The organism is Burkholderia sp. KL41, assembly GCF_057005415.2.
In genome coordinates, this window is record NZ_CM174446.1 from 3,322,987 (window position 1) to 3,335,772 (window position 12,786).

At 66.8% G+C, this 12,786-nt stretch carries 14 protein-coding genes; 11 read left to right on the forward strand and 3 right to left on the reverse strand.

All coding sequences use genetic code 11. From position 1 onward, the window contains the following. Positions 1-2: 2 nt before the first annotated feature. From PQB87_RS15630 to PQB87_RS15640, 3 genes are all read right to left on the reverse strand, one after another. Positions 3-617 (reverse strand): LysE family translocator, encoded by a 615-nt coding sequence (locus tag PQB87_RS15630; RefSeq protein ID WP_021162592.1) that lies wholly within the window; start codon positions 615-617, stop codon positions 3-5. Between the two features lie 41 nt (positions 618-658). Next, positions 659-1,225, reverse strand: coding sequence for an adenine phosphoribosyltransferase (locus tag PQB87_RS15635; RefSeq protein ID WP_011353218.1), 567 nt, complete (start codon positions 1,223-1,225; stop codon positions 659-661). 82 nt (positions 1,226-1,307) lie between these two features. After that, the gene (locus PQB87_RS15640; RefSeq protein WP_048028905.1) at positions 1,308-3,314 is read right to left on the reverse strand and encodes a monovalent cation:proton antiporter family protein; all 2,007 of its coding nucleotides are present in this window, start codon (positions 3,312-3,314) and stop codon (positions 1,308-1,310) included. A gap of 126 nt (positions 3,315-3,440) precedes the next feature. Between PQB87_RS15640 and kdsD the strand changes: the two genes are divergently transcribed. From kdsD to PQB87_RS15695, 11 genes are all read left to right on the forward strand, one after another. Further along, on the forward strand, positions 3,441-4,424 hold the full coding sequence (gene kdsD, locus PQB87_RS15645; protein WP_021162595.1) for an arabinose 5-phosphate isomerase KdsD: 984 nt from the start codon (positions 3,441-3,443) through the stop codon (positions 4,422-4,424). Further along, complete coding sequence (locus tag PQB87_RS15650; RefSeq protein ID WP_021162596.1) at positions 4,424-4,960, forward strand: KdsC family phosphatase; 537 nt, start codon at positions 4,424-4,426, stop codon at positions 4,958-4,960. The genes kdsD and PQB87_RS15650 overlap by 1 nt, the downstream gene beginning before the upstream one ends. 3 nt (positions 4,961-4,963) lie before the next feature. Then, complete coding sequence (gene lptC, locus PQB87_RS15655) at positions 4,964-5,578, forward strand: LPS export ABC transporter periplasmic protein LptC (protein WP_059688689.1); 615 nt, start codon at positions 4,964-4,966, stop codon at positions 5,576-5,578. Between the two features lie 20 nt (positions 5,579-5,598). Next, a complete protein-coding gene (gene lptA, locus PQB87_RS15660) occupies positions 5,599-6,264 on the forward strand; it encodes a lipopolysaccharide transport periplasmic protein LptA (RefSeq protein WP_021162598.1) in 666 nt (221 codons plus the stop codon). After that, positions 6,261-7,037, forward strand: a complete 777-nt coding sequence (lptB, locus tag PQB87_RS15665) for an LPS export ABC transporter ATP-binding protein (RefSeq protein ID WP_021162599.1) — start codon at positions 6,261-6,263, stop codon at positions 7,035-7,037. The genes lptA and lptB overlap by 4 nt, the downstream gene beginning before the upstream one ends. 171 nt (positions 7,038-7,208) lie before the next feature. After that, positions 7,209-8,714, forward strand: coding sequence for an RNA polymerase factor sigma-54 (locus tag PQB87_RS15670; RefSeq protein ID WP_027789104.1), 1,506 nt, complete (start codon positions 7,209-7,211; stop codon positions 8,712-8,714). Between the two features lie 158 nt (positions 8,715-8,872). After that, positions 8,873-9,232, forward strand: a complete 360-nt coding sequence (gene hpf, locus PQB87_RS15675; protein WP_006477786.1) for a ribosome hibernation-promoting factor, HPF/YfiA family — start codon at positions 8,873-8,875, stop codon at positions 9,230-9,232. Positions 9,233-9,400: 168 nt separating this feature from the next. Beyond that, positions 9,401-9,940 (forward strand): PTS sugar transporter subunit IIA, encoded by a 540-nt coding sequence (locus tag PQB87_RS15680; RefSeq protein ID WP_034195946.1) that lies wholly within the window; start codon positions 9,401-9,403, stop codon positions 9,938-9,940. A gap of 131 nt (positions 9,941-10,071) precedes the next feature. Continuing rightward, positions 10,072-11,040 (forward strand): HPr(Ser) kinase/phosphatase, encoded by a 969-nt coding sequence (gene hprK, locus PQB87_RS15685; protein WP_011353227.1) that lies wholly within the window; start codon positions 10,072-10,074, stop codon positions 11,038-11,040. Positions 11,041-11,115: 75 nt separating this feature from the next. Next, positions 11,116-12,024, forward strand: a complete 909-nt coding sequence (gene rapZ, locus PQB87_RS15690; protein ID WP_021162602.1) for an RNase adapter RapZ — start codon at positions 11,116-11,118, stop codon at positions 12,022-12,024. Positions 12,025-12,051: 27 nt separating this feature from the next. Next, positions 12,052-12,687 carry an LON peptidase substrate-binding domain-containing protein gene (locus tag PQB87_RS15695; protein WP_021162603.1) on the forward strand — a complete coding sequence of 212 codons (636 nt, stop codon included), beginning with the start codon at positions 12,052-12,054 and terminating at the stop codon, positions 12,685-12,687. Positions 12,688-12,786 lie beyond the last annotated feature (99 nt).

The following is a 12,786-nucleotide window of genomic DNA, read 5'->3' on the forward strand; positions in this document are numbered from 1 at the left end:
CGTCAGTCCTTCAGCGCCACGCGGATGCCGATCGCGATGAACGTCGCGCCCGCGATCCGGTCGAGCCACACGCCGGCCTTCGGGCGGCGCTTCAGCCACGCACCGATCATGCCCGCGCCGACGCCGAACAGCGAGAAAACCACGGCCGTCTGCAGCATGAACAGCGCGCCGAGTTCGAACATCTGCAGCGTCACGCCCTGCCCGCCGTGCGGATCGACGAACTGCGGCAGGAACACGACGAAGAACAGCGTGACCTTCGGGTTCATCAGGTTGCCGATCACGCTCTGCCGGAAGATCGTGCCGAGCGGCTGCGGCGGACGCTCGTGCGCGTTCGCGAGGCCCTGGCTGCGCAGCGCCTTGATGCCGATCCACACGAGGTACGCGGCGCCTGCGAGCTTCAGGATCTCGAACGCGACCGGCGACGAACGCAGCACGGCCGCGACGCCGAGCGCCGCGAGCGTCGTGTGGAACAGGATCCCGGCGGTGAAGCCGAGCGCGGCGACGAAACCGGCCGCGCGGCCCTGCGAGATGCCGCGTGCGAGCACCTGCAGGTTGTCGGGACCCGGCGCGAACGTAATCGCGATCGACGTGGCGAGAAACAGCATGAAGTTGGGCATCGAGACCTCGCTGTGTAACGTGGAATCAGGCGTGCCGGCGATCAGTGGCCGGCGAATTCGGTGACGGTATAAACCGGCAATCCCGCGTTGCGCAGCAGCGCCGAGCCGCCGAGATCGGGCAGGTCGATGATCGCCGCGCCTTCGACGACCTCCGCGCCGAGCCGCTGCAGCAGGTTGCGCCCCGCCATCATCGTGCCGCCGGTCGCGATCAGGTCGTCCATGATGATCACGCGGTCGCCGGGGCGGCACGCGTCTTCATGGATCTCGACCGTCGCGCTGCCGTATTCGAGGTCGTACGATTCCGAGCGCGTCTTGTACGGCAGCTTGCCGACCTTGCGGATCGGCACGAAGCCGACGCTCAGCTCGTACGCGACGATCGGCGCGATGATGAAGCCGCGCGCGTCGAGGCCCGCGACGTAGTCGAGCTTCGCATCGACATAACGCTCGACGAACAGGTCGACGAGGATGCGCAACGCCTTCGGGCTCTGCAGCAGCGTCGTGATGTCGCGGAACATCACGCCCGGCTGCGGCCAGTCGGGCACCGTGCGGATCTGGCTGTGGATGAAGGCGACCGGATCGAGCGGTGCGCCCGACGACGAATGCGGCATGAAACTCTCCGAAAAAAACGGTGCGCGAAGATCGGGCACCGTTTCGAATAAATACGGGTCAGGTTATCAATCCATGCGCGGCTCAGGCTGCCGCGGCCGGCGGATCGCGCCGATGGCGCGACAGCCGCTCCTCCGCGAGCGCGAGGGCCTCGGGCAGCCCGCGCAGCACGACGATGTCGCTCGCGCGCAGCTTGGTCTGCGGATCGGGTTCGACGCCGCGGATGCCGTGCCGGCGGATCGCCGTGACTTCGAGCCCGAGTGCATACAGCCCGAGTTCTTCCAGCGAACGCCCGACCGCGTCCGCGCGCGCATCGACCGGCACCGATTGTAGCCGCACCTGCTCGTGGTCGTCGTCGTCCGCATCGTCCGCACCGCGGAAATAGCCTCGCAGCAGGCTGTAGCGCTCGTCGCGCATTTCCTCGACGCGCCGCACGACCTTGCGCATCGGCACGCCCACCAGCACCAGCGTGTGCGACGCGAGCATCAGGCTGCCCTCGACGATCTCCGGAATCACCTCGGTCGCACCGGCCGCGAGCAGTTTCTCGAGATCGGCATCGTCGACGGTGCGCACGATCGCGGGCAGCGTCGGCTCGAGTTCGTGTACGTGGTGAAGCACGCGCAGCGCGGACGGCGTGTTCGCATAGGTGATCGCCACCGCTGCCGCGCGATGGATACCGGCCGCGAGCAGCGACTCGCGGCGCGCCGCGTCGCCGAACACGACCGATTCGCCGGCCGCCGCGGCCGCGCTCACGCGATCGGGGTCGAGGTCGAGCGCGACGTACGAAATGCCTTCCTGTTCGAGCATCCGCGCCAGGTTCTGGCCCGCGCGGCCATAACCGCAGATGATCACGTGGCCGCGCTGCTTGAGGCTTTGCGTCGCGATCCGCGTCATCTGCAGCGACTGCTGCATCCATTCCGTAGACGAAAGCCGCATCACGATCCGGTCGGCGTTCTGGATCAGGAACGGCGCGGCGAGCATCGACAGCAGCATCGACGCGAGGATCGCCTGCAGCAGCGTCGAATCGACGAGATGCCGGTCGAGGATCAGGTTCAGCAGCACGAAGCCGAATTCCCCGGCCTGCGCGAGCCCGATGCCGGTGCGCATCGCGACACCCGGCGTCGCGCCGAACAGCCGTGCGAGCCCGGCGATCATCGTCCCCTTGAACAGGATCTGCCCGACGAAGAAACCGAGCACGAGGAACGGATGCTCCCAGATCACGCGCGGATCGAGCAGCATGCCCGTCGTCACGAAGAACAGGCCGAGCAGCACGTCGCGGAACGGCTTGATGTCCTCCTCCACCTGATGGCGGAACGGCGTCTCGGAAATGAGCATCCCCGCGATGAACGCGCCGAGCGCGAGCGACAGGCCGAAGCGGTCGGTGATGAACGCGGCGCCGAGCGTGACGAGCAGCAGGTTCAGCACGAACAGCTCCTGCGAGCGGCGCCGCGCGACGACGTTGAGCCAGCGCGTCATGAAGCGCTGGCCGATGACCAGCAGCAGCGTGAGCGCGATCACGATCTTGACGGCCGCGAAGCCGAGCGTGAGCGCGAGGTCCTTCGACGATTCGGCGCCGAACGCGGCGATCACGATCAGCAGCGGCACCACCGCGAGATCCTGGAACAGCAGCACGCCGAAGATGTTGCGGCCGTGTTCGGTCTCGATCTCGAGCCGCTCGGCGAGCATTTTCGACACGATCGCCGTCGACGACATCGCGAGCGCGCCGCCGAGCGCGATGCTGCCCTGCCACGTGATGTGCACCCAGTGCTCGAACAGCATGCCGAGCACGAGCGCGAGCACGAGTGTCGCGACGACCTGCAGCAGCCCGAGCCCGAACACGAGCCGCTGCATCGCCCTCAGCTTCGCCAGCGAAAACTCGAGGCCGATCGAAAACATCAGGAACACCACGCCGAATTCCGCGAGATGCTCCGCGCGCTCGAGGTCGGCCGCGATGCCGAAGGCGTGCGGGCCGACCAGGATGCCGACGGTCAGGTAGCCGAGCATCGGCGGCAGGTTCAGCGAACGGAATACGACGACGCCCACCACCGATGCCAGCAGCAGCAGGAGCGTCATTTCGAGCGGGGAAATCACGGGCAAAGCGTCCTCGTTCGTCGGGGCCACGGGAAAGCGGGCGCGGCAGGGTGGCGGTGGACAGGCGACATCGGACGAGTCCGAAGGCCCGGCGCGGCGAACAAACGCCTTTGCTATACTCCGCGCATGATAGCGAAAATCAATGATGATCGGGCGCTCGCGCTCGCCCGCGACGTGCTCGACATCGAGGCGGACGCCGTGCGCGCGCTGCGCGACCAGCTCGACGGCGGCTTCGTCCAGGCCGTCGCGCTGCTGCTCGGCTGCCGCGGCCGCGTGGTGGTGTCCGGTATCGGCAAATCGGGGCATATCGCCCGCAAGATCGCGGCCACGCTGGCCAGCACCGGCACGCCGGCCTTCTTCGTCCACCCCGCCGAGGCCAGCCACGGCGACCTCGGGATGGTCACCTCCGACGACGTCTTCATCGGCATCTCCTATTCCGGCGAATCGGAAGAACTCGTCGCGATCCTGCCGCTCGTGAAGCGGATCGGCGCGAAACTGATCGCGATCACGGGCCGCGCCGGATCGAGCCTCGGCACGCTCGCCGACGTAAACCTGAACGCCGCGGTCTCGAAAGAGGCCTGCCCGCTGAACCTCGCGCCCACCGCGAGCACGACCGCCGCGCTCGCGCTCGGCGACGCGCTCGCCGTTGCGGTGCTCGACGCGCGCGGCTTCGGTTCGGAAGATTTCGCGCGCTCGCACCCGGGCGGCGCGCTCGGCCGGCGCCTGCTCACCTACGTGCGCGACGTGATGCGCTCGGGTGACGACGTCCCGTCCGTCGGGCTCGACGCGACGCTGTCGGACGCGCTGTTCCAGATCACCGCGAAGCGCCTCGGCATGACCGCCGTGGTCGACGCCGACGGCAAGGTCGCCGGCATCTTCACCGACGGCGACCTGCGCCGCGTGCTCGCGCGCGACGGCGACTTCCGCACGTTGTCGATCACCGACGTGATGACGCGCGACCCGCGCACGATCGCACCGGATCACCTGGCGGTCGAGGCCGTGGAACTGATGGAGCGCCACCGGATCAACCAGATGCTGGTGGTCGATGCCGACGGCGCGCTGATCGGCGCGCTGAACATGCACGACCTGTTTTCGAAGAAGGTGATCTGATGAGCGCAGCGCTGACTGCGGCCGAACGCGCGAGTCGCGTGAAGCTGATGATTTTCGACGTCGACGGCGTGCTGACCGACGGCGGCCTGCTGTTTACGGCGGCCGGCGACACGATGAAGTCGTTCAATTCCCTCGACGGCCACGGCGTGAAGCTGCTCGGCGAAGCCGGCATCGCAACCGCGATCATCACGGGCCGCCGCTCGGAAATCGTCGCGGCACGCGCGAAGGAAATGAAGATCGCGCACCTGTTCCAGGGCGTCGAGAACAAGCTTGCCGTGTTCGCCGATCTCATCGCATCGCTCGGCCTCGCCGCCGACCAATGCGGCTACATGGGCGACGACTGGCCCGACCTGCCCGTGATGCTGCGCTGCGGCTTCGCGACTGCCCCCGCGAATGCGCACCCCGAGGTGATCGCCCGCGCGCACTGGGTGGCCGAGGCCCGCGGCGGCCACGGCGCCGTACGCGAAGTCTGCGACGCGATCCTGCGCGCGCAGCGCCGCTACGACGCGCTGCTCGCGGCCGCCTGCGGAGCCTGACGGATGAATACGCATTTCCGCTGGACCCAGCTGCTGCCGCTCGTCGCGGTCGCCGCGCTCGCGGGCATCACGTGGTGGCTGCTGCAGGCCACGCTGCCGCCGCCCGGCGAGGGCATCGCGCAGCCGAAACGCCATACGCCCGACTATTTCGCGGACAACTTCTCGGTCACCGAGCTCGACCAGTCCGGCACGACCCAGTACCGGCTGACGGCCGCGAAGCTGATCCACTACGAAGACACCGAAAACAGCGACCTGACCGATCCGGCCATGCGCGCGTTCCAGCCCGGCAAGCCGGTCGTGACGACCACCGCGAAGCGCGGCATCGTCAACGGCGACGTGTCGATCGTCGACTTGTACGACGACGCGCGCATCCTGCGCGCGGCCGGCGGCGGCGATCCGCAGATGCAGGCCGATTCCCAGCATTTCCGGATCTTCGTCAATGACGATGTGATCCAGACCGAAAAGCCGGTTAAACTTCAGCGCGGCCTGTCGCTCGTCAACGCGACCGACGGCATGAAGTACAACAACGTCACCCGGGTCATCGAGCTTTACGGCAACGTGCGCGGCACGATCGCCGCGGCGGACACGTCCGGCGGCTCGAAAGGTCAACCCAAGTGACGCATCCCTCACGTGACTGCATGAACGAACCGTTCCCTCGACAGAATTCCGGCGGCGCTGCGCGCGCCGTCCGCGCCGCGCTTGCCGCGGCGCTCGTGGCGCTCCCGCTGGCCGGGCTGGCGCCGCTCGCCCATGCCGAGAAGGCCGACCAGAACAAGCCGATCAACGTCGAGGCCGACAACCTGACCTATGACGACCTGAAGCAGGTCACGGTCGCGACCGGCAACGTCGTGATCACGAAGGGCACGATCATCATCAAGGGCGATCGCGTCGAAGTGCGCCAGGACCCGGAAGGCTATCAGTACGCCACCTCGTTCGGCAGCGGCAAGAAGCACGCGACGTTCCGCCAGAAGCGCGAAGGCCTCGACGAGTACATCGACGGCGACGCCGAACGCATCGACTACGACGGCAAGCAGGACCTGACCACGCTGACCACCGCCGCGACCGTGCGCCGCCTGCAGGGCACGTCGACCGTCGCCGATACCGTGCACGGCAGCGTGATCACGTACGACGGCCAGCGCGACTTCTACACCGCGAAGGGCGGCAAGGACGTCGCCGCGCCGGGCAACCCGAACGGCCGCGTGCGCGCGATGCTGTCGCCGAAAAACGGCGGCCCCGCGCCGCTGAACGGCGCGCCGGCGAAGCTGTCGCCGTCGACCACGATCCAGGGGGCGCCGGGCCAATGAACGCACTACCGAACCGCCAGCCGGCCGGCACCACGAGTTCGCTCGTGGTCCGCAACCTGAAGAAGCGCTACGGCTCGCGCACGGTCGTCAAGGACGTGTCGCTCGACGTGAAGAGCGGCGAAGTCGTCGGCCTGCTCGGCCCGAACGGTGCCGGCAAGACCACGTCGTTCTACATGATCGTCGGCCTCGTGCCGCTCGACGCGGGCGAGATCTCGCTGAACGGCAGCTCGATCAGCCTGCTGCCGATCCACAAGCGCGCATCGCTCGGCCTGTCGTACCTGCCGCAGGAAGCGTCGGTGTTCCGCAAGCTGACCGTCGAGGAAAACATCCGCGCGGTGCTCGAGCTGCAGCACGGCGAAGACGGCAAGCGGCTGTCGAAGGACGCGATCGCGTCGCGCACCGAAGCGCTGCTCGACGAGCTGCAGATCGGCCACCTGCGCGAGAACCCCGCGCTGTCGCTGTCGGGCGGCGAGCGGCGCCGGGTCGAAATCGCGCGCGCGCTCGCGACCAACCCGAACTTCATCCTGCTCGACGAACCGTTCGCCGGCGTCGACCCGATCGCGGTGCTCGAGATCCAGAAGATCGTCAAGTTCCTGAAGCAGCGCAACATCGGCGTGCTGATTACCGATCACAACGTCCGCGAAACGCTCGGCATCTGCGACCACGCATACATCATCAGCGACGGTTCGGTGCTCGCCGCCGGTGCGCCGAGCGAAATCATCGAAAACGAAAGCGTGCGCCGCGTGTACCTCGGCGAACACTTCCGGATGTAACTCCCCTTCGTGGCTGGCTGCACCCCGCCCGGCATCGCCGCGCGGGGCTGCGCCCTGCTTTGCAACCACGCCCGCGGCCGTGCCCGCGGCCGGGCGGCGCGCCGCGCGTAATCGCGGATGGCTCAACGCGCCTGGGTCGTGGCAAACTGCCGGTATGACTCCCTCCTTGCCATGAAAGCCAGCCTTCAACTCCGCCTGTCGCAACATCTGGCGCTGACGCCCCAGCTACAGCAGTCGATCCGGCTCCTGCAGTTGTCGACGCTCGAATTGCAGCAGGAAGTCGCGATGGCCGTCGCGCAGAACCCGCTGCTCGAGAACGACGACGAATGGATAGCGAGCCCGCTGCGTGTCGCAGCGGACGGATCGTTGATCGCGCAGACGCCTCCCGCCCAGAACACCGAGCCCGCTGCGACAAACAGTAGCAGTTCGTCGAGCGAGCGCGCCGAGCGCGACGAACCGGCCGGCGCGGACGAATACGACGGTTACGCGTCCGGCGACGGCAACGACGGCCCCCAGTGGAACCTCGACGAATTCGGCCGCGCGAGCGGCGCGTCCGACGACGACGACCTCCCGCCGCTGCAGGTGCAGGAAGCGGCGACGTCGCTGCGCGACCACCTGTCCGCGCAATTGCGTGTCACGCAGGCCGGCCCGCGCGATCGCGCGCTCGTGATGTTCCTGATCGAATCGCTCGACGACGACGGCTACCTGACCGCCACGCTCGACGAAGTGCTCGCCGACCTGCCGCCCGAGCTGGAAATCGACTGCGACGAACTGAACGCGGCGCTCGCGCTGCTGCACAGCTTCGACCCGGCCGGGGTCGGTGCCCGCTCGGCATCCGAATGCCTGAAGCTGCAGTTGCTGCGCCTCGATCCGTCCCCGACACGCACGCTCGCACTCGAGATCGTGTCGCAGCATCTCGAACTGCTCGCCGCCCGCGACTTCACGCGGCTGCGCAAGCACCTGAAGGCGAGCGACGACGCGCTGCGCGACGCGCACACGCTGATCCGCTCGCTGGAGCCGTTCCCCGGCGCCGCATACGGTAAGGCCGAGGCCGACTACGTCGTGCCCGACATCATCGTGAAGAAGGCCGGCCAGGGATGGCTCGCGGAGCTCAATCCGGAGGTCGTGCCGCGCCTGCGGATCAACAACCTCTACGCGAACATCCTGCGCAACAGCCGGGGCGATCCGTCGGCCGGTTCGCTCAAGCAGCAGCTCCAGGAAGCACGCTGGCTGATCAAGAACATCCAGCAGCGATTCGACACGATCCTGCGTGTCGCGCAGGCGATTGTCGAGCGTCAAAAGAACTTCTTTGCGCACGGTGAAATTGCCATGCGCCCCTTGGTTTTGCGGGAAATAGCTGATACGCTGGGCCTACACGAGTCGACTGTCAGCCGTGTGACAACCGGGAAGTACATGCTGACCCCGTTCGGGACGCTTGAATTTAAGTACTTCTTCGGATCTCACGTCTCGACCGACACCGGTGGCGCCGCCTCGTCGACCGCCATCCGAGCCCTCATCAAGCAACTGATAGGAGCTGAAGACCCAAAATCGCCACTTTCGGACAGCCGCATTGCCGAGCTGCTGGCAGAACAGGGGTTCGTGGTCGCGCGCCGCACGGTTGCGAAGTATCGCGAAGCCCTCAAGATCCCGGCAGTGAATCTGCGCAAGTCTCTTTAAGCCTGCTGCCTGCCCGGCGGCAGGCGTGTTCCGGCCACCGCGCACACGGGGAACAGGCCGGGCGACCTGTCCGCGATACGCCGCCTCGTGCGGCATGGGCAAGTCGACCGGAGCGCCGCCTCGATGCGGCCGGGTGGTCACTCGCTTGGAGAAGCACTATGAACCTGAAGATCAGTGGACATCATCTCGAAGTCACGCCTGCAATTCGCGAATACGTGATCACCAAGCTGGACCGGGTGCTACGGCATAGCGATCAGGTGATCGATGGCACTGTGATCCTCTCGGTCGACAATCACAAGGAAAAGGACAAGCAGCAGCGCGCGGAAATCAATCTGCACCTGAAGGGCAAGGACATCTTCGTCGAAAGCGCGAACGGTAACCTGTATGCGGCGATCGACCTGCTGATCGACAAGCTGGACCGTCAGGTCGTCAAGCACATGGAGCGCCTGCAAACGCACGCGCACGACCCGATCAAGCTTCAACCGTCGATCGACCAGATCGAACTGCCGCCGCAGTAACCTTCACCGCAACACACACGTCGCCCGGCTCGCCGGGCGTTTTTTTTGCGACTCCGCGCGGTGGTGCAACCGGTCCGTCCACGCTGCGCCACGCACGCAGCTGTGCTCTATAATGTTCCGGTTATCGCCGGGGGGCGCTGGATGCGGTAGCTGCCTTGCAGATTGCCGATGCAGAACGCCTTGATATCGCCGAACATGGATGATCAGTCTGCCGCCGCAAGGAGACCCCAGGCCGCCCAATCGCCTGCCAACATGAATCGCCTAGCCAAAATCCTGCCCATAGAGAACGTCGTCATCGACCTCTCAGTCACCAGCAAGAAACGCGTGTTCGAACAAGCCGGGCTGATGTTCGAGAATCAGAACGGCATCGCCCGCAGCACCGTCACGGACAACCTGTTCGCGCGCGAGCGCCTCGGCTCGACCGGGCTCGGCGAGGGCGTCGCGATTCCGCACGGGCGCATCAAGGGTCTCAAGCACCCGCTCGCCGCGTTCGTCCGGCTCGCCGATGCGATCCCGTTCGAAGCCCCCGACGGCCAGCCGGTCGGCCTCCTGATCTTCCTGCTCGTGCCCGAGCAAGCCACCCAGCAACACCTCGAGATCCTGTCGGAAATCGCGCAACTGCTGTCCGATCGCGACGCGCGCGAGCGTCTGCACAACGAAACGGATATCGCCGAGTTGCATCGCCTGCTCACTCAGTGGCAACCTTGAGTTGATCCGGGCGGATTATTTTCCCGTACGAGGCGGCACATGCCGCCGTCCAGGGCCGCCCGGCGCCGGCCCGGCATGGCGACGTCCGTCGCCGCGCGCATGCACCGGCCCATTGGAGTGACGGAGCAGTCATGGATACGTCCAGCATCAACGCCCAGAGCATCTTCGACGACAACGCGGCCACGCTGAAGCTGAGCTGGCTGACGGGGCATGAAGGCTGGGAACGCGGCTTTTCGGCCGACACCGTCGGCAATGCAACTTCGAGCGCCGACCTCGTCGGCCACCTGAACCTGATCCACCCGAACCGGATCCAGGTGCTCGGCGAAGCCGAAATCGACTACTACCAGCGGCAGACCGACGAAGACCGCTCGCGCCACATGGCCGAGCTGATCGCCCTCGAACCGCCGTTCCTCGTCGTCGCGGGCGGCGCCGCCGCCCCGCCCGAACTCGTGCTGCGCTGTACGCGCTCGTCGACCCCGCTGTTCACGACGCCGATGTCGGCCGCCGCGGTGATCGACAGCCTGCGGCTCTACATGTCGCGGATCCTCGCGCCGCGCGCGACGCTGCACGGCGTGTTCATCGACATCCTCGGGATGGGCGTGCTGCTGACCGGCGATTCGGGCCTCGGCAAGAGCGAGCTCGGCCTCGAGCTGATCAGCCGCGGCCACGGCCTCGTCGCCGACGACGCGGTCGATTTCGTCCGACTTGGCCCCGATTTCGTCGAAGGGCGCTGCCCGCCGCTGCTGCAGAACCTGCTCGAAGTGCGCGGCCTCGGCCTGCTCGACATCAAGACGATCTTCGGTGAAACCGCCGTGCGGCGGAAAATGAAGCTGAAGCTGATCGTCCAGCTCGTGCGGCGCCCCGACGGCGAATTCCAGCGCCTGCCGCTCGAAAGCCAGACCGTCGACGTGCTCGGTTTGCCGATCAGCAAGGTCACGATCCAGGTTGCGGCCGGCCGCAACCTCGCGGTGCTCGTCGAGGCAGCCGTCCGGAACACGATCCTGCAGTTGCGCGGAATCGACACGTTGCGCGATTTCATGGATCGGCAACGACTCGCGATGCAAGATCCCGACAGTCAATTCCCCGGCAAACTGGTGTAACCCGCACGCGCCGGCCACGCAACGCCGACGCGTCGAGCCGGTGCTATGATGAAACGTCAGGATTCTCTGCTTCCCATGCGCATCGTCCTCATCACCGGCATCTCCGGCTCAGGCAAGTCCGTCGCGTTGAACGCGCTCGAAGACGCAGGCTATTACTGCGTCGACAACCTGCCGCCGCACGTGCTCCCCGAACTTGCCCGCTACCTCGCGGAGGATGGCCAGCACCGGCTCGCGGTCGCGATCGACGCGCGCTCGAGCGCATCGCTCGACGAAATGCCCGGCCTGATTCGCGAGCTGTCGCGCGAGCACGACGTCCGCGTGCTGTTCCTCAACGCGAGCACCCAGTCGCTGATCCAGCGCTTCTCCGAAACACGCCGCCGTCATCCGCTGTCCGGCTCGCTGTCGCACGATGCGGACGTCGGCCTGCTGTCGTCGCTCGAGGAAGCGATCGAGCGCGAACGCCACCTCGTCGCGCCGCTCGCCGAATTCGGCCACCAGATCGACACGAGCACGCTGCGCGCGAACGCGCTGCGTACGTGGGTCAAGCGCTTCATCGAGCAGAAGAACAACGACCTGATGGTGATGTTCGAATCGTTCGGTTTCAAGCGCGGCGTGCCGCTCGACGCCGACCTGATGTTCGACGTGCGCGCGCTGCCGAACCCGTACTACGACCACGAGTTGCGCCCGCTCACCGGGCTCGACCAACCGGTCATCGCCTTTCTCGACGCACTGCCGATCGTCCACCAGATGATCGACGACATCCATGCGTTCCTGATGAAATGGCTGCCGCACTTCCGCGATGACAACCGCAGCTACCTGACCGTCGCCATCGGCTGCACGGGCGGGCAGCATCGTTCGGTGTTCATCGCGGAAACGCTTGCCGCGCGCCTTGCGCGCGAGGCGAACGTGATCGTGCGGCATCGTGACGCGCCAGTGGATGTCGACGCGTCGTCGCGGCTCGTCTCCGAGGTCGACCGACCCTAGCGACGCACGCCCCAACGCCCGCGCGCCATGTCCTCCCTATCGACCACCCTGATCGACCTGCCGCTGTTTCCGCTGCACACGGTGCTGTTTCCGGGGGGGCTGCTCCCGCTCAAGGTGTTCGAGGCGCGTTATCTCGACATGTCCCGCGCGTGCCTGCGCGACAACGCGCCGTTCGGCGTGTGCCTGCTGAAGAGCGGGCCCGAAGTCGCACAGGACGGCGCCGTGTCGGTGCCCGAGACCATCGGCTGCATGGCGCGCATCACCGAGTGCGATACCGGCGAATTCGGCATGCTTTATCTGCAGGCCGTCGGCACGCAGCGTTTCGAGCTGCTGTCGTATCGCGTCGAAGGCAACGGGCTGCTGGTCGGCATCGCGGAGCCGCTGCCCGACGACATCCCGCTCGAAGGCGAGCAGGCGCTCGCTCAATTCGGCTCGTGCGCCGAGGTGCTCGAGCGCATCATCGACGCGCTGAAGAAGTCCGATCCGGAGAAAATGCCGTTCGGCGAACCGTTCCGCCTCGACGATCCGAGCTGGGTGTCGAACCGCCTCGCGGAACTGCTGCCGCTCGACCTGCGCGCGCGGCAGAAGCTGATGGAGTTTCCGGACGTCGGCGCACGCATCGATGCCGTGCACCACGTACTCGACCGGCACGGCTGGCTGTAACTACCGCGGCCGATTCCGTCGCGCGTCGCACCCGCCGGAAGACCTTTCCCGCAAGCGGCATCCCGCGCGTTCCCGAACGCGGCCCGCGCCGCGCCCTTC

What these genes read in the sequence shown, in the direction of transcription:
- PQB87_RS15630 (WP_021162592.1), bottom strand. Translation starts at nt 617, where the DNA reads ATGCCCAACTTCATGCTGTTTCTCGCCACGTCGATCGCGATTACGTTC.
- PQB87_RS15635 (WP_011353218.1), bottom strand. Translation starts at nt 1,225, where the DNA reads ATGCCGCATTCGTCGTCGGGCGCACCGCTCGATCCGGTCGCCTTCATC.
- kdsD (WP_021162595.1), top strand. Translation starts at nt 3,441, where the DNA reads ATGATAGCGAAAATCAATGATGATCGGGCGCTCGCGCTCGCCCGCGAC.
- PQB87_RS15650 (WP_021162596.1), top strand. Translation starts at nt 4,424, where the DNA reads ATGAGCGCAGCGCTGACTGCGGCCGAACGCGCGAGTCGCGTGAAGCTG.
- lptC (WP_059688689.1), top strand. Translation starts at nt 4,964, where the DNA reads ATGAATACGCATTTCCGCTGGACCCAGCTGCTGCCGCTCGTCGCGGTC.
- lptA (WP_021162598.1), top strand. Translation starts at nt 5,599, where the DNA reads ATGAACGAACCGTTCCCTCGACAGAATTCCGGCGGCGCTGCGCGCGCC.
- lptB (WP_021162599.1), top strand. Translation starts at nt 6,261, where the DNA reads ATGAACGCACTACCGAACCGCCAGCCGGCCGGCACCACGAGTTCGCTC.
- PQB87_RS15670 (WP_027789104.1), top strand. Translation starts at nt 7,209, where the DNA reads ATGAAAGCCAGCCTTCAACTCCGCCTGTCGCAACATCTGGCGCTGACG.
- hpf (WP_006477786.1), top strand. Translation starts at nt 8,873, where the DNA reads ATGAACCTGAAGATCAGTGGACATCATCTCGAAGTCACGCCTGCAATT.
- PQB87_RS15680 (WP_034195946.1), top strand. Translation starts at nt 9,401, where the DNA reads ATGCAGAACGCCTTGATATCGCCGAACATGGATGATCAGTCTGCCGCC.
- hprK (WP_011353227.1), top strand. Translation starts at nt 10,072, where the DNA reads ATGGATACGTCCAGCATCAACGCCCAGAGCATCTTCGACGACAACGCG.
- rapZ (WP_021162602.1), top strand. Translation starts at nt 11,116, where the DNA reads ATGCGCATCGTCCTCATCACCGGCATCTCCGGCTCAGGCAAGTCCGTC.
- PQB87_RS15695 (WP_021162603.1), top strand. Translation starts at nt 12,052, where the DNA reads ATGTCCTCCCTATCGACCACCCTGATCGACCTGCCGCTGTTTCCGCTG.